Below are 16,287 nucleotides of genomic sequence, written 5' to 3'. Positions count from 1 at the left end.
AAAGGCCGGGCGGAGCACCACGCTCCCCCGGCCTTTCGCGCACTCCAGCGCCGTTCCGACCGGCGAGTCCGCCACAGAGGTCGTTCGTCGCAGGATCACCCCTTCCCTACCGTCGGGAACAGGTTGTCTTGCAGAAATGGGCCTGTTTTGCGGGCTGGGCCAGGCACGGAACGGGCCAGGCGCGGGCCAGGCCAGGCGCAGGCCAGGAACGGGCCAGCCGCGGGCCAGGCACGGGCCAGGCGCAGGCCAGGCCCGGGCCAGGCACGGGCCAGGCGCCTCGCCTGCGCCTCGCGGGTCACTCCACCCTGTAGTAGATCGCGACCTTGTTCCCCGCGTGCTCGATGACCTCGACCTCGGTGCCGAAGACGCGCTCGAGCACCTCGGGCGTCATGATCTCATCGGGAGTACCCGACGCCACGAGCTCACCGTCGGCGAGCGCGATGATCCTGTCGGCGTACGCGGACGCGAAGTTCACGTCGTGCACGACGAGCACAACCGTCTTGCCGAGCGCATCTGCGGCAGCACGCAACTGCCGCATCATGCCGGCGGCGTGCCGCATGTCGAGACCGGTGAGCGGCTCGTCGAGCAGCACGTAGTCGGTGTCTTGCGCGAGCACCATCGCGACGAACGCGCGCTGGCGTTGACCGCCCGAGAGCTCGTCGATGAACCGGTCCTCCATGCCCGCGAGGTCGAGGAACGCGATCGCGGCGTGAATCGCACGCCTGTCAGCCTCGGTTGTGCGCCCGGCTGAGTGCGGGAACCTGCCGAACGTCACGAGCTGGCGCACGGTCAGACGCGCCATGAAGTGATTCTCTTGGCGCAGGATTGACACGACCTTCGCGAGCTCTTTCGGCTTTGCCTTCGTCACGTCGAGCCCGCCGACGGTCACGGTGCCGGCGTCGGCCCCGAGCAGCCTGCCGATGATTGTGAGCATCGTCGACTTGCCGGCGCCGTTTGGGCCGATGAGCGCGGTGATGCCGCCGGGCTCGATGGTGAGGTCGATCGGGCCGAGCACGCGCTTGCCGGCGTAGTCTTTGCCGACGGAGGTGAGCTGGATCAACGCAGCCCCTTTCTGAGCAGGACGATGAGGAAGAGCAGGCCGCCAGCGAACTCGATGATCACGGTGACGAGGCCGCCGGCCGAGAAGATGTGCTTCAGCACGAAGGTCGCGCCCAGGAGGGTGACGAGGCCGATGCCGATCGCGAGCGGGATAATCTCAGCGTGCGAGTCATTGCGGGCGAACTGGTAGGCGAGCGTCGCGACGAGGAAGCCGTAGAACGTCATCGGCCCCACCATCGTCACCGACACTGAGATGAGCACGGCGACGAGCACAAGAATCGTGACGACTTCTCGCCTGTAGTTCACGCCGAGGCTGACCGCGGCGTCGCGCCCGAGCGCGACGACGTCGTAGACCTTGCGGCGGCGCCACACGAACACGAGGATCCCGAGCGCAATCGTCGCCGCGAACGGCAGGTATTCGATGTTGCCGTTGCCTATGCTGCCGAAGAGTCGCGCGCTGAGCACGTCGAACTCGCTCGGCGTGAGCATTCGCTGCATGAACGTCGAGATTGACCCGAACCCGATGCCGAGCACAACACCAACGAGCAGCAGCAGGTGCAGGTTCGCGCGCTTGCCCGAGAACAGCCACCCGTAGAGGGCGGTCGCGAAGATCACCATGAGCCCGCTCTGCGCGAGGATCTTCGGGATTCCCTCGAGGCCAGACGCTGCGGTACCGAAGACATACACGAGCGCGGTCTGGGTGAGCACGTAGAGGGCGTCGAAGCCGAGGATCGACGGGGTCAGGATCCTGTTCGACGTCGCCGTGTGAAAGAGCACTGTCGCGACTGCCTGACAGACCGCGACAAGCGCGATCGTGCCGAGCGAGGCTGCGCGGGAGCGGACGATCACCCAGAATCCGGAACTGCCAGGCTGCGCCGGGTTCGCGTACGTGAGAATGGCCACCGCGAGGAGGATCGCGACCACGAAGACGATCGCGATCGGGAGGAGCTGACGCCAGCGCGGCAGCGCCGGCTCGGGCGGGATCGGAAGCTCGCCAGCTGGGCTGAGCTGGATGGGTTCACGCACGCGACCGCCCCCGCATCAGGATCGTGATGAAGACAACAGCGCCGACCATTCCGAGCACCATTGACACGGGTACCTCGAACGGCATTCGGACGACGCGCCCGAGGATGTCGCACACCGTGACGAGGGCGATACCGCCCAGGCACTCCCACGGGAGGTTGCTGCGGACGTTGTCGCCGCGCAGCGTCGCGACGACGTTCGGTACAACGAGGCCGAGGAACGGCAGAAAGCCGACGACCACGGTTGTCACTCCGGCGGCAACCGCGACGAGGGCGGTTCCCGCGATGAGTATCGTCTCGTAGCGCATGCCGACGCTCGTCGCTACCTCGCGGCCGAGGCCAGCAACGGTGATGCGGTCGGCGAGCAGGAAGACGAGCAGCGTGACGATCGCGACGATCCAGAGCACCTCGTAGCGTCCGCGGACGACGCTCGTGAAACTCCCCATGAACCAGGTGCCAACCATCTGCAGCAGGTTGAACTGCACCGCCAGGAACGTTGTGAGTGCGCTGATCACAGCACCGAGCATGATCCCGATGAGCGGAACGACGAGTGTCGACCGGATCACGATCCGGCGCAGGATCAGCATGAAGGCCATCGCCCCGATGAAGGCAAACAGGCTCGAAACGACCATGCGTCCGACGAGGCCGACGCTCGGCGCGACGATCGCGGTGAGGAGGAGCCCGAGTGACGCCCACTCGGTCGTGCCGGAAGTCGTCGCATCAACGAAACGGTTCTGCGTGAGCATCTGCATGACGAGCCCGCTCGCGGCCATGGCGGCACCCGCCAGCATGAGCGCAACTGTCCGCGGGACTCGCGTGATCCACATCATTTCGGCTCCGAGCTCGCCGTCTGTGATGTCGTAGACGCCGACGAACAGCGAAAGTGCGAGGAGAGCTGCGACGACGAGGGTGGCTACCGCGAGCGGCCACACTCGCGCCCGCTTTTCGGGGGCGATCTCGCCGGCGGCGTCAGGAAGCGCAGTCGCGATGCTTGATCGCGGCGCCACCTGACGAACGCGGGAACGCCCGCTCTCTCGAGCGGGCGTTCCTCCATCGCCGTTGCCGGCAGACGTGCGGTTCACGTTCATGCTGCTGCGAATGCCGCCTGGATCTGCTCAAACAGCTCGGTGTACGCGTGGATGTCCTCAGTGAGGTAGAAGTTCGCGTCAAGGTAGATGATGTTGCCCTTGGTGACGGCGGGCACGTTCTTCAGCGCCTCTGAGCCGGCGATGAGCTCGGCGGCCGGGGCCGAGCCCTCTTCGCGCTCCTCGGGAGCGAACGATGCGTCACGGTCGAGCGCGATGATCCACTCTGGGTTCGAGGCGGCAATCGCCTCGACCGAGATGTCGTCGCCCTGGTGGTCGCTTGACGCGCCCTCAACCTCGAGCGCGGGAACCAGGCCGAGGGCACCGAACACGGGGCCGACCGAACGGCCGACGCCGGGAGCGAGGTAGCCGATCTTGCCGCCTGAGGTGTTCACTGCCATGACGGTGTCGCTGCCGTTGTAGGCCTCCTTGGCGCCGGCAATTGCTTCGTCGAGCCCAGCGTTTGTCGCCTCGGCTTCTTCTTCGTGGTCGAAGATCTGGCCGAGGATCGTGTTGCCACGCTTCAGCTCGCTCATGAGATCCTCACCCTCGCGGGGAGCGATGTCGATGACCACGGCGTCGGGGTTCTGCTTCTTGATGTCGTCGTACGAGTCACCGAAACGGTAACCGGCGATGATGAGGTCGGGCTGCGCTGCAACGATCGCCTCGAGGTTCGGCTCGCGGTGCGACCCGATGTCTACGACATCGTCGTTGTCGGTGTAGCCAGGCCAGACAGACCCCATGATGCCCTTCGGCGCTGCCGCGAGGTCGATGTCCCACTCGGTGAGCGTCTCGAAAACGTGGTTGTCGAGCGCGACAACGGTCTCAGGGTTCACGGGTACGTCGACGGTGCCGAAGTTGTCGGTAATCGACACAGTTGCGCCGGCTTCGGGCTTCGCATCGGTCTCTTCAGACGGCGAGGAGCTGCAGGCCGACAGCACGAGGGCGGCACTTGCGGCAATTGCCGCGAGGCCAAGCAGGCGCGGCTTACGAGAGGTACGGAGAGTCACGGTAATGAATTCCTTTGGACGGGGGTTCGGGTTCTGGCGCGCCGGCTTCCGGGTGGAAGCGAAAAAGGGTTCCGTGCTGGATCCCGTGGCCCGGGATGCGCCCAACACTGGAACCCACTTAGGTAACCCTAACCTCCAATTCATCTGATGTTCAAGTGATTGCTGAAATTGTCACGTTGATCTGGGCATTTCCCCTACCACCCCGGGCGCCCACGCGCCTCGAACTAGGCCATGAGCTCGAATCCGTAGGTCAACAGCCGCAACTCATCGCCGCTGGCGAGGGTGATTGAGCGATCTCGGTCACTGAGCCTTGAAAACTCCAGGCGCTCGTACAGTCGCCACGCCGACTCCATCATCGGGCTCGTCTCGAGCACGAGACGACTCGCACCCCGGATCTTTGCGAGGCGCACACTACTCCGCATGAGGAGGGCGCCGATCCCTCGCCCACGGGCGGCCTGCGAGACCCCGAGCAACCGAATATCCATCTCCCCTGGCTCGGAGGCGGAGGTGAGCTGCTCGCGATGCCTCGGGCTGGTGACCGTCCCCAGCAGATCGCCAGTGGCAACGTCCTCCGCGACCCACACGAAGTGCGTTGCGGCGCGCGCCGCGACGTCGGCGATATCTGCAAGGTAGTCGGCGGCTAGGTGGGGGTAGTCGTCGCGGTATGCAGCGAGTACAAGCTCGCTCACCTCCGAGATCTCCTCGTCGCGAATCAGCCGCACCCGCACGTCTTCCCTGTCTTGCAGCGCGTAGCGGTACGTCAACGACTCGCCGTAGCCCGAGCTCGTGCGCTCCGCATCGAGTTCAACCGTGTGCTCAAACCCAAGGCGGGCATAGAGCCGCTGAGCGGGGTTGCGCACACCCGTGTCCAGACGTAGGGACGACCGCCCCCAGCCGAGCGCAACCTCAAGGCCAGCGCGCACGAGCGCCTCCCCGATGCCGCGCCCCTGCGCGTTCGGATCTACTGCGACGAGGCGAAGCTCGGCTTCCCCTTTAGACGCTAGTTTCGCGTGCGAGCTTTCTGGCCGAAGCACGGAGGCCGCGCCGAGCAGCCTGCCAGCTTCTTCGACAACGATGACCTGGCCGTCGGCATCGCGCCCTGCGACGTCGCTCACCGAGCGCTCCCATTCAGGGTCGCCGGCAAGCTCCGCCGCGTAGGGGCCTGCCCCATATGCGGCGTCGAGGAGTGCCACTTCGGCGGGGTATTCAGCTGTCCGAATAGGGCGTACGAGTGGGGTTACTGCAGCATTCACCCAGTTAGTCTAGGGCCGCTCGCACTCCCGGCCCGCCGTGCGCCAGGCTCGGCTGCCTGCCGCCCGCGCCACAGCGCGAGCCGCGCACCTTCTCAGCTAGAACGTGGGCGGAAGCGGCGCCCCGGGCACCGAGAAGTCAGGCTGGCCATCGGGCCGCGCAGGGATCGGCCTGCCGTCTGCAAACGTCGGCCACGGGAGCAGCACCTCGGTCGGCGCCTGCCCGGAGTGCGGCGCAGGAGGCGACTGAGGTGCGACTGCCTGCGGCTCGTTTGCGGCCTGCGGAAGAGGCGGTGCAACCTGCGAGGACTCTGCTGTCGGAGCAGTCTGCGCTGCGATCGTTGCTTCGGCGCCGCCCGCGACGCTCGCCGGCGCTGCAATTGCCGCAGCTCGCTGCGCGGCCTTGTCTGCCTCGCGCCTCGCGGAGCGCTCCTCCGAGTTGTTCGCCCACCGCAACAGCAGCGTAACGGAGAGTCCGAGCGCCGTGAGGATCAGCACCGCAGTCGCGATCTTCCAGTACATGTCGGGGACGTGGAGGCTGAAGGCCTCAATTCCGACGGGGGCTGTGAACAAGATGCCCGAGAGAACTGCAAGCACGCTCGTGATGAACGCAAACCGGTTGCCAGCCTCGTCGTCGTCTTTGCCGCTGCGAAGGAGCAGCTCGCAGCAGAGAATGACGAGACGTGTGACGAGGATTACCAGGAATGACTTCCAGAAGATCTGGAACATGAGCGAGAACGAATCGTACGGCGTCATCCAAATCACGACGAGCAACAGCCCGAGGATGTACGTGTTCGCAATCAGGGCGACGGGGGCATACCACTCGTTCGCTCGATCACGACTCGTGTCAATCGCGGTCAGCACGACAAAGACCGCGAAAAGCGCGAACGTCGAGAAGATGCGTTCAAAGCGCCCCTCAAAGTCGCCAATAAACAGCAGCGAAATCGAGGCAAGAGTGAGGCCGATCAGCAGGATGATGCTGACCCGCAGAAACATCGAAAGCTTCTTCTTACCGGGCTCGGCACCCGCCAACGCCTGGGCGGCGTTGAGGTCTACACCCTGTGGGGCCGGCTGTGGCGCATGCTGTTCGCTCATACCCCTAGTGTGACACCTGTCACCCGGGAAGGGCCAGAAAAGCCTCATTCGGCCGCCATTTCACTGTTTTATGCGGGGGCCAAAGCGCTGGGGACGACGGCGGAATTCCTGGGCCCGAAAGCCGCGTAGACTGAGGGGGTGACTGACTTCGCTGCCTCTCCCATTCGCCCCGATACGGTCGCCGATGCGGCTGCCACCCCCGAGAAAGAACAGCCGTACGCGGCCCTCGGGCTTAAGCCAGACGAGTACGACAAGATCCGCGAGATCCTCGGCCGCCGCCCAACCTCGGGCGAGCTGGCGATGTACTCGGTGATGTGGTCCGAGCACTGCTCGTACAAGTCCTCGAAGATCTACCTGCGCCAGTTCGGCAAGAAGGTCAATGACAAGATGCGCGAGCGCCTGCTCGTCGGCATGGGCGAAAACGCGGGCGTCATCGACGTCGGCGAGGGACTCGCAGTCACGTTCAAGGTGGAGAGCCACAACCACCCCTCATACATTGAGCCGTTCCAGGGCGCCGCGACCGGCGTCGGCGGCATCATCCGCGACATCATCTCGATGGGCGCACGCCCCGTGGCGGTCATGGACCAGCTGCGGTTTGGCGCAATCGACGATCCCGACACCGCCCGCGTTGTCCACGGCGTCGTCTCCGGCATTTCGTCGTACGCGAACTGCCTCGGCCTCCCGAACCTCGGCGGCGAGACAGTGTTCGACGGCGTCTACCAGCAGAACCCGCTCGTGAACGCGCTCGGCGTCGGCGTCCTCCGCCACGAAGATCTGCACACCGCGAACGCCTCCGGCCTCGGCAACAAGGTCGTGCTCTTCGGCGCCCGCACCGGTGGCGACGGTATCGGCGGTGCGTCGATCCTCGCCTCCGACTCGTTCGATGAGGGCGGCCCCACGAAGCGCCCCGCGGTGCAGGTCGGCGACCCCTTCGCAGAGAAGGTGCTCATCGAGTGCTGCCTCGAGCTGTTCCAGGGCGAGCTCGTCGAGGGCATCCAGGATCTCGGTGCTGCAGGCATCTCGTGCGCGACAAGCGAGCTCGCTGCGAACGGCGACGGCGGCATGTTCATCGAGCTCGACAGCGTGCTCCTGCGCGATCCGTCGCTCACCGCTGAGGAGATCCTCATGTCGGAGAGCCAGGAGCGCATGATGGCGATCGTCGCCCCCGAGAAGCTCGACGAGTTCCTCGCGGTGACCGCGAAGTGGGACGTCGAGACGAGCGTGCTTGGTGAGGTCACCGACACGAACCGCCTCGTCATCAACTGGCGCGGCGAGGAGATCGTGAACGTTGACCCCTCGACTGTCGCGGTCGACGGCCCCGTCTACGAGCGCCCCGTCGCATACCCATCATGGATCGACGCACTCCAGGCCGACTCGGTCAACGCCGCTGGCCTCGCACGCGACGAGGACGGCGAGGCACTCCGCGCGCAGCTACTCGCGGTCTCGTCGTCGCCGAACCAGGCTGACGTGTCGTGGGTGACGAACCAGTACGACTACTACGTTGGTGGCAACACCGCCCTGTCGTTCCCCGACGGAGCTGGCATGATCCGCGTGAACGAGGAGACGGGCCTTGGTGTCGCAATCTCGACAGACGCGAACGGCCGCTACTGCCAGCTCGACCCGTACGCTGGCGCGCAGCTCGCACTCGGCGAGGCGTACCGCAACGTCGCCACCTCGGGCGCCGTGCCGACGGCCGTCACCGACTGCCTGAACTTCGGCAGCCCCGAGAACCCCGAGGTAATGTGGCAGTTCTCGCAGGCTGTCGAGGGCCTGTCAGACGCCTGCCTCGCGCTTGAGGTTCCCGTCACCGGCGGCAACGTGTCGTTCTACAACCAGACCGGCGATACTCCGATCCACCCGACCCCTGTCGTTGGCGTGCTCGGCATCATCGACGACGTCGCGCGGCGCATCCCCTCGGGCTGGCAGGATCAGGGCGAGAACCTCTACCTGCTCGGCGTGACCCGCGACGAGCTCGACGGTTCGGCGTGGGCAGAAGCAGTGCACTCGCACCTCGGCGGGCTCCCCCCGAAGGCGGATCTCGATGCTGAGCGCACGCTCGCCGAGCTGCTCCACGCTGCAAGCCAGGGCGGCCTGCTCTCGGCGGCAATCGACCTGTCTGAGGGTGGCTTCGCGCAGGCAGTCGTCGACGGTGCGCTCCGCTTCGGTATCGGCGCTCGCGTGTGGATCTCCGAGATCATGGAGCGCGACGGCGTCGACGCTGTTGCCGCACTCTTCTCGGAGACTCAGGGCCGCGTGCTCGTCGCTGTTCCTCACGAGGAGGACGTGAAGTTCCGCGGCCTCTGCGAAGGTCGCAACTATCCGGTGCTCAAGGTCGGCGTCACCGATCTTGCGGGCGCTGACGCGGCCATCGAGGTTCAGGATCGCTTCACGCTCCCCCTCGCCGAGCTTCGCGCATCGGTCGAGGCTACGCTGCCCGCGGCCTTCGGCCCGGTCATCTCGGAGTAAGGCTCAGCACCAGGTTCGAGCCCTAAGGGCTCACACACGGGGAGGGCGTCACCATGCGGTGGCGCCCTCCCCGCGTGTTCACCGCTTCGCTATCGGGGCTATGCCGTCCTCGCCCGGAGTTGGGCTGGGCTGGGGACTGCGTCGGTCAGGGCTGGCTTGCGTTGCGAATGCTTTCTGCGCTCTCAATGCCCAACACTGCAATTCCTGACAGTTCTATTGCCGCTCACATGGCTACGGGTCGGGCTGGGTCAGCTTGGGGGTGCCTAGGACTGGACTGGACTGGACTGGACTGGACTGGACTGGACTGGACTGGACTGGACTGGACTGGACTGGACTGGACTGGACTGGACTGGACTGGACTGGGCTCGGCTTGGCTCGGCTTGGCTCGGCTTGGACTGGACTGGACTGGGCTCGGCTTGGCTTGGCCTGGCCTGGCCTGCGCTGCACATGCTTTCCGCGCTCTCAATGCCTAACACTGCAATTCCTGACAGTTCTAACGCCGATCACATGGCTACGGGGCGACCCCACCCCAACCCCAGCCCTCCCCAGCCCCTAGGCCGCAGCCGCGGCGCGTGCTGCAGCCGGCAGCGCCTCGGCGATCCTGCCGATCACCCTGTCGTCGTGAGCTGCACTCACAAACCAGGCCTCGAAGGCGCTCGGCGGCAGGTTCACACCAGAGTCAAGCATCGAGTGGAAGAACGCCCGGTGCTTACTCGTGTCTTGCCCGAGGACGTCGTCGTAGGTTGCTGGGGCCACAGGGTAGTCCCCGAAGAGCACGCTGAGTAGGGTCCCAGCTCGCTGTACTCTGTGGGCGACCCCGGCGGCGGTCAGCGCGTCGTCGAGCTCAACCGCGAGCGCGTCAGCCGCGGCTGCGAGTCGCTCGTACACCGAGCCGTCTGCGTGGCGTAGTGTCGCGAGCCCCGCCGCAACTGCGAGCGGGTTCCCCGAGAGGGTTCCTCCCTGATACACCGGCCCGAGTGGCGCGAGCTGCTCCATGAGGTCCCGCCGCCCACCGAGCGCCGCAAGCGGCAGGCCCCCGCCAACCACCTTGCCAAACGTGAACAGGTCGGGCCGCAGGCCGTCGGGCATGGTCTCACGCTCGATGCCCCAGTACCCCGACGAACTCGCCCTGAATCCAGTGAGCACTTCGTCGGTGATCACGAGCGCGCCATTCGCGCGGGCGAGGCGAATGAGCCCCTCCGTAAAGCCCGGGTCGGGCGGCAGGATCCCCATGTTTGCAGCCGCAGACTCGGTGATCACGGCGGCGATTTCCCCGGGGTGCGCGGCGAAGGCATGTTCGAGCGCGGCGAGGTTGTTGTAGGGAAGCACGAGAGTCTGCGCAGCGGTTTCGGCAGTGACACCCGCCGAGCCCGGAAGCCCGAATGTCGCGAGCCCGGAGCCCGCGGCCGCGAGCAGCCCGTCGGAGTGGCCGTGGTAGTGTCCTGCAAACTTGATGATGAGCGGCCGCCCTGTCGTGCCACGGGCGACACGAATCGCTGTCATCGTCGCCTCCGTGCCCGTCGATACGAGGCGCACGAGTTCGACCTCGGGCATGCGTTCGATGATTTCCTGCGCGAGCTCGTACTCGCCGGGAACTGACGCGCCAAACCCGAGGCCTCGCGCGGCCGCCTGCTGCACGGCATCGACCACGGCAGGGTGGGCGTGGCCGAGCAGAGCGGGGCCCCATGCTCCGACGAGGTCGACGTACTCGACATCGTCAGCGTCGGTGACCGTCGCGCCGTTTCCGCTGACAAAGAATCGGGGCGTGCCCCCTACCGAGCCGAACGCGCGCACGGGCGAGTTCACTCCGCCAGGGATCACGCGTGCCGCACGCTCAGCGAGCCCGGCATTGGTACCTGCCATGGCGTTCATCGCAGCCACCCCGCGAGCTCGGTCGCGAAGTAGCTGAGGATCGCGTCGGCCCCAGCCCGCTTGATCCCGAGCACGGACTCCTCGATGGCGCGCCGCCTGTCGATCCAGCCGTTCTGGGCCGCCGCCTCGATCATGGCCGCCTCGCCTGACACCTGGTACGCCCACACGGGAACCGGGCTCACTGCTGCGACGTCGGCGAGCACATCGAGATAGCTCATCGCCGGCTTCACCATGACAACGTCTGCACCTTCGAGCACGTCGAGCTCGGCCTCGCGCAGCCCCTCACGGCGGTTCGCTGGGTCCATCTGGTAGCCCTTGCGGTCACCGGTGAGCTGCGAGTCCACCGCCTCCCTGAACGGCCCGTAGAACGCCGACGCGTACTTTGCCGAGTATGCGAGCAGCGCGGTGTCGGGGTGGCCTGCCTCATCGAGCGCCTCGCGCACCGCCGCGACTTGGCCGTCCATCATTCCCGAGAGTCCCAGAAGGGCTGACCCTGCCTCGGCCTGCGCGACTGCCATCGCGCGGTAGCGGTCGAGGGTCGCGTCGTTATCGACTGCGGCGCCGTCTGCCGTGAGCACGCCGCAGTGCCCGTGGTTGGTGAACTCGTCGAGGCACAGGTCGGTCTGCACGACGAGCGCGTCGCCTGCCTCGGCGCGCACGGCCGCGGTCGCAACGTTGAGGATGCCTGCGGGGTCGTCCGCCGCGCTGCCCTGCGCATCACGCACTGCAGGGATCCCGAACAGCATCACGCCGCCGATGCCTGCAGCGGCGGCCTCCGCGACCGCGCCGCGAAGAGAATCGAGGGTGTGTTGCTTGACGCCTGGCATCGATCCGATCGGTTGCGGCGCATCGAGCCCCTCGCGCACGAACATCGGGAGGATGAGGTCGCGCGGGTGCACGCGAGTCTCGGTGGTGAGGCCGCGCATCGCTGGCGTCGCGCGGAGCCGCCTGGGGCGAACGGTGGGGGTCATGCTTCGGTTCCTTCTCGGTTGAGGGTTTCGGTGAAAGTCTGGGGCCCGCCTGCGAGTCGCGCGCAGTGCGCCGCGAGCGCGTGCACTGTGCCCGCTGCGGTGTGTTCGGCAGCGATCACAGCCGCCGGAATTCCGAGCCTGGCGAGTTCGCGGGCTGTCGGTTCGCCGATCGCGGCGACGAGCGCTCCGGGCGGCAGTGGGGCGAAGCGGTCTGCGAGCGCCCGCGCCCCGGACGAGCTGAAGACGAGCACGGCACCAAGTCGTGCCCTCAGCTCGGCGTCGGCGCGTCCCGCCGCCACTTGAACCGTGCGGTAGGCGGTCACACGTTCGGGCTCGAAGCCGGCCTCGCGCAGCCCGCTCTCGACTGTCTCGTCGGCGAGGTCGGAAAGCGGCAGGAGCACGCGCGCGACAGAGTCTGGATCGCCAGCAGCGCCACCACTCTGCCACTCGTGCGTGGAGCCAAGCCGCTCCGCGAGCCGCTCGCCCGTGTACTCGGCAGGGATGAGGTCGACGGCAAACCCTGCGGCCTCGAGCCGCGCCGCCGTCGCCGGGCCGACCGCTGCGACACGCGCCTTCCCGCGGTCGGCCCCGCCAGCTACCAGCGCGGCTGCGCCGTGCACACTGGTGACGGCGACCCAGCCGAACCATCCGGCGTTCAGTCGCGCGATCGCCGCTCTCAGTGGTGCGCGGTCAAGCGGCGGCAGCTGTTCGATGAGCGGGACAAGAGCTGCCTCGCCGCCGAGGGCGCGCACAACCGATGCGATCTGTTCGCCCCGTTCGCCGCCGCGCGGAACGAGCACAATCCGCCCGCCGAGCGAGGGCAGCGCCGCATCCTCCTGGTGTTCGACTGTCATCTTGTGCCGCCCAGCGGCGCAAGCCGCTCGGCCCCTCGGTCGAGGAGCTCCCTTGCCACACGTCGACCGACTTCGGTTGGGGCTTCGTCATCCCGCATTCCCGGCTCCCACGGGGCACTTGCAGTCGCGGTGAGCTGCTCGCTGCCGTCGAGCCTGTAGACAGTTGCCGAGAGCGTCAGCGTGTCGTCGGTGATCGCCGCAGTCGCCCCGATCGGGGCGGCGCAGCCCGCCTCGAGGGTGCCGAGCAGCGCACGCTCCGCAATCGCTTCTGCGCGTGCGCGCGGGTCGTTCAACGCGGCGAGCGCCCGGCGCATCACTGGAAGATCGGTGTCGCCGTCGCGCACTTCTATCGCGAGAGCGCCCTGGCCCGGTGCTGGCGGCGCTGTTTCAAGTGAGAACCGCTCAGAGATGGCGTCGCTTCGGCCGATCCTGTCGAGTCCCGCCGCGGCGAGCACGACTGCATCGAGGTCATCTGAGATCCTGGCGAGCCGGGTGTCGACATTGCCGCGGATGTCCGAGACCTGAAGGTCTGGCCGTCGTGCGAGGAGCTGCGCGGCGCGCCTCGGGGATCCTGTGCCGACCCTCGCTCCGACAGGCAGCGTCTCGAGCGTCATGCCAGCGCGCGCGCAGAGCGCGTCCCTGGGATCTGCGCGAGCCGGGACCGCCCCGAGCGCGATCCCGTCGCACGGGCCGGTGGGCAGATCCTTCAATGAGTGCACCGCGAGGTCGCACTCACCAGCGACGAGCGCCTCGCGCAGCGCGCTCACGAAGACGCCGGTGCCACCGAGCTGAGCGAGCGGGGCCCGCGACACGTCGCCGTGGGTCGTGATGATGACGAGCACCACATCGACCCCAGTCGCCCGCGCGATCGCCTCGGCAACGGTCGTTGTCTGCGACACTGCGAGCGCACTCCCTCGGGTGCCGATGCGCAGGAGCCCAGACGACGCTGCGACTGCGCCGTCGGCGCGGCTGACGGCTCCAGGCTCCACGACGCTGGGGGCCTCGCCGCCCGCTGCCGTTGGCGGTGTGGTGAGAGAAGTGACGGTCATGCTGACGATACCGAGCTTTCGTTCATGGGTGAGAGGTGTGTGAGGAGTCGGGCGGCGGCTGCGCGGGCGCCGGGAACCACGGAGGCGAGCCCCGTACCGCTGACCCAATCGCCGGCAACGTCGACACCAGGGGGCGGGAGGAGCCGCGGGGTCGGCCCGGGCGGTGCGCCGACGATCCACGGCTGGCGCACCCAGTCGCGCACAGCGGCGCTGTCAATCGGCACGCCGAGGATCAGCGAGGCGTCGCGGCACGCGAGTCCAAGCGTCTCTGTATCGGAGAGACCAGCCGTCTCAGGGGCCACGCCAGCGCGACCGTAGGAGAGCCTGAGCACGTGGGTTCCAGCCGGTACTGTCGCAGCCCGATCCGGCCACTTCGCGGTCACGTGAGTGAGCGCTTTCGCCGCGATGCCGGCGCCGTCGGCGACGAGCGCGCCGGTACCTCGCGGGGCGGCATCAAGTCGTGTGTCTGCGACCGCGAGCGCGACGACCTCGATATCGTGCTCGCGTGGGGGCGGCGTGCGCTCGGCGAGCAGTGTCGCGGCGACAGACTCGGGGACCGCGAGGAGCACAGCGTCGCAGCGGAGGATCGTTTTGCCTACACTGTCGCGCAGCATCCACTGCGGCTCCGAGCGCCGACCCGGTGCAGCGGGATGCTCCGAGACACCGCGCGTGAGCTCGACAACTCGAGTGCCCGTGCGGATCTCGACACCGCGGTCTCTAACGTCTGCAACGAGCGCGCCAGTGAGCGCCGTCATCCCACCGGCGAGCGCGGCAACCGCTCCCCCCGCGTGAGCGCTTGCGTCGCGCAGCTGGCGGGCCGCGCGCACGAGCGAGCCCGTGCGGGCGTAGGCGGCGGCGAGCCCTGGCACTGCCGACAGCTCGAGCCGATCTGGATCCGTCGAATAGACGCCGAGGGCGATTGGGCGCACGAGACTGTCGAGCACGCGTTCCCCGAGGCGGCGCCTGACGAGCGCGCCGAGCGTCTCGGGCGCGTCAGACGCCGCGGAACCCGCGCGGTCACGGCGCAACAGCGGCTCCACCGCGGCGCGAACGGCCCCGCGAAGCCCGAGGTGGGCGCGGGCCTCCGCGGCGAGGGGCCGCACGGGGATCCCGACTGCGCCGCCCGGAGGAAGCGGTCGAGCACCCTCGGCGGTCACCACCCACGAGCCGAGCCGGGCCGGATGCACGATGTGCGTGGTGAGCCCGAGGTCGGAGACGAGCTCCTCGACGGCTCCCGCACGGGTTGCGAATGCCTCGGCGCCGACGTCGAACGGCGCGCCGCAGAGCGCCGCGCCGCGCACCCTCCCCCCGAGGTGCTCGTCGCGCTCGATGACCGTGACGGCCGCTCCCGCGCGCGCGAGCTCGCGTGCGGCGACGAGCCCCGAGACCCCTCCGCCGACGACGGCAACCCGCGGCTCGCGAAGGGTGCTACCGTGCATGCGCGAGCTGCACGATGCGGGTGAGCACATCGGGGTCGGTCTCGGGCGGCACCCCGTGCCCGAGATTCAGGATGTGGGCTGGGGCGTGCTCCCCGCGCTCCAAGACGTCTGCCACATGGGCCTCGAGCGCGGCAGCGGGAGCTCCGAGGAAAGCTGGATCGATGTTGCCCTGCAGCGGCATCCTGCCGCCGAGGCGCGCGCTCGCCTCGTCCAGCGGCGTGCGCCAGTCGACGCCGACGGCATCTGGATCCAGCGCCGTGAGTTCCTCGAGCAGGTGCCCGGAGCCGACAGCGAAGTGGATGACAGGGACACGCGCCTGCGCCCCGGCTTCCCACGGATGCGGGTATGCGAGCTCTCGCGCGAGCCGAAGCGCCTGCCTCGACGCGGGTGCGACGTGATCCCTGTACGCGGCGGCGCTCAGGGAACCGGCCCACGAGTCGAAGAGCTGCACGGCGCTTGCCCCGGCCTCGATCTGCGCTTCGAGAAACACGGCGCTGAGCTCAGCAGTCCACGCGAGCAGCTCCCGCCAGGTCTCCGGATCGGACTGCATGAGCGTTCGCGCACGGAGGTGTTCGCGCGACGGCCGCCCCTCGACGAGGTACGCGGCGAGCGTGAAGGGGGCGCCCGCGAAACCGATGAGCGGGGTCTCACCGAGCTCTGCGACCGTCAGACCGACGGCCTCGCGGATCGGCTCGAGTGCCTCTCGGAGCCGCTCGGGAGTGTACTCGGCGCGGCACCGCGCCACATCCTCGGCGGTACGCACGGGTTCCGCAAAGACGGGCCCGACGCCGGCGACAAGGTCGACGTCGACGCCCGCGAGCAGCAGCGGAACCACAATGTCACTGAAGAACACCGCGGCATCGACGCCGTGCCGGCGCACAGGCTGCAGCGTGATCTCGCTCGCAAGTTCGGGGTTCAAACAGGCGTCGAGCATACGATGCTCGGAGCGGAGCGCGCGGTATTCGGGCAGCGAGCGCCCTGCCTGACGCATGAACCAGACTGGCACGCGTTCGGGCCGCTCGGCGCGGAGGGCCCGAACAAGTGGGGAGTTGCTTGTACGCCCGGTGACGAGTGGGTGGGTTTCACTGAGAAGTTTCATCGCCGAGATAGTAACC

General features: G+C 67.8%; 13 protein-coding genes. 1 reads left to right on the top strand and 12 read right to left on the bottom strand.

Annotated elements, in window-relative coordinates:
• Window positions 1-295 precede the first annotated feature (295 nt).
• The 6 genes from KI794_RS02300 to KI794_RS02275 form a co-directional block, all read right to left on the bottom strand.
• Window positions 296-1,060 carry an iron ABC transporter ATP-binding protein gene (locus KI794_RS02300; protein WP_119281340.1) on the bottom strand — a complete coding sequence of 255 codons (765 nt, stop codon included), beginning with the start codon at window positions 1,058-1,060 and terminating at the stop codon, window positions 296-298.
• A complete protein-coding gene (locus tag KI794_RS02295) occupies window positions 1,057-2,085 on the bottom strand; it encodes an iron chelate uptake ABC transporter family permease subunit (RefSeq protein ID WP_119281341.1) in 1,029 nt (342 codons plus the stop codon). The genes KI794_RS02300 and KI794_RS02295 overlap by 4 nt, the downstream gene beginning before the upstream one ends.
• The gene (locus KI794_RS02290; protein ID WP_370647842.1) at window positions 2,078-3,169 is read right to left on the bottom strand and encodes an ABC transporter permease; all 1,092 of its coding nucleotides are present in this window, start codon (window positions 3,167-3,169) and stop codon (window positions 2,078-2,080) included. The genes KI794_RS02295 and KI794_RS02290 overlap by 8 nt, the downstream gene beginning before the upstream one ends.
• Window positions 3,166-4,176: a siderophore ABC transporter substrate-binding protein gene (locus KI794_RS02285; RefSeq protein ID WP_255808985.1), complete on the bottom strand. Its 1,011-nt coding sequence runs from the start codon at window positions 4,174-4,176 to the stop codon at window positions 3,166-3,168. Before KI794_RS02285 ends, KI794_RS02290 begins: the two co-directional genes overlap by 4 nt.
• A gap of 224 nt (window positions 4,177-4,400) precedes the next feature.
• Complete coding sequence (locus KI794_RS02280; protein WP_119281344.1) at window positions 4,401-5,429, bottom strand: GNAT family N-acetyltransferase; 1,029 nt, start codon at window positions 5,427-5,429, stop codon at window positions 4,401-4,403.
• A gap of 96 nt (window positions 5,430-5,525) precedes the next feature.
• Window positions 5,526-6,521: a hypothetical protein gene (locus tag KI794_RS02275; RefSeq protein WP_162920974.1), complete on the bottom strand. Its 996-nt coding sequence runs from the start codon at window positions 6,519-6,521 to the stop codon at window positions 5,526-5,528.
• 138 nt (window positions 6,522-6,659) lie between these two features.
• Between KI794_RS02275 and purL the strand changes: the two genes are divergently transcribed.
• Window positions 6,660-8,987 carry a phosphoribosylformylglycinamidine synthase subunit PurL gene (purL, locus tag KI794_RS02270; protein WP_255808984.1) on the top strand — a complete coding sequence of 776 codons (2,328 nt, stop codon included), beginning with the start codon at window positions 6,660-6,662 and terminating at the stop codon, window positions 8,985-8,987.
• 552 nt (window positions 8,988-9,539) lie between these two features.
• On the opposite strand, the gene hemL is transcribed toward purL, so the two are convergent.
• Genes hemL through hemE form a run of 6 tightly spaced genes read right to left on the bottom strand, consistent with a single transcriptional unit; the run spans window position 9,540 to window position 16,271 of the window.
• Window positions 9,540-10,859 (bottom strand): glutamate-1-semialdehyde 2,1-aminomutase, encoded by a 1,320-nt coding sequence (hemL, locus tag KI794_RS02265; RefSeq protein ID WP_255808983.1) that lies wholly within the window; start codon window positions 10,857-10,859, stop codon window positions 9,540-9,542.
• Window positions 10,856-11,830: a porphobilinogen synthase gene (gene hemB, locus KI794_RS02260; RefSeq protein ID WP_255808982.1), complete on the bottom strand. Its 975-nt coding sequence runs from the start codon at window positions 11,828-11,830 to the stop codon at window positions 10,856-10,858. Before hemB ends, hemL begins: the two co-directional genes overlap by 4 nt.
• Window positions 11,827-12,684, bottom strand: a complete 858-nt coding sequence (locus tag KI794_RS02255; RefSeq protein ID WP_255808981.1) for a uroporphyrinogen-III synthase — start codon at window positions 12,682-12,684, stop codon at window positions 11,827-11,829. Before KI794_RS02255 ends, hemB begins: the two co-directional genes overlap by 4 nt.
• Window positions 12,681-13,733, bottom strand: coding sequence for a hydroxymethylbilane synthase (gene hemC / locus KI794_RS02250; protein WP_255808980.1), 1,053 nt, complete (start codon window positions 13,731-13,733; stop codon window positions 12,681-12,683). The genes KI794_RS02255 and hemC overlap by 4 nt, the downstream gene beginning before the upstream one ends.
• Complete coding sequence (hemG, locus tag KI794_RS02245; protein WP_255808979.1) at window positions 13,730-15,172, bottom strand: protoporphyrinogen oxidase; 1,443 nt, start codon at window positions 15,170-15,172, stop codon at window positions 13,730-13,732. The genes hemC and hemG overlap by 4 nt, the downstream gene beginning before the upstream one ends.
• Window positions 15,162-16,271, bottom strand: coding sequence for a uroporphyrinogen decarboxylase (gene hemE / locus KI794_RS02240; protein ID WP_255808978.1), 1,110 nt, complete (start codon window positions 16,269-16,271; stop codon window positions 15,162-15,164). Before hemE ends, hemG begins: the two co-directional genes overlap by 11 nt.
• Window positions 16,272-16,287 lie beyond the last annotated feature (16 nt).

The sequence above is a fragment of the Leucobacter aridicollis genome (assembly GCF_024399335.1).
Lineage (GTDB): Bacteria > Actinomycetota > Actinomycetes > Actinomycetales > Microbacteriaceae > Leucobacter > Leucobacter aridicollis_A.
This window is presented reverse-complemented; position numbering and strand designations above follow the sequence as displayed.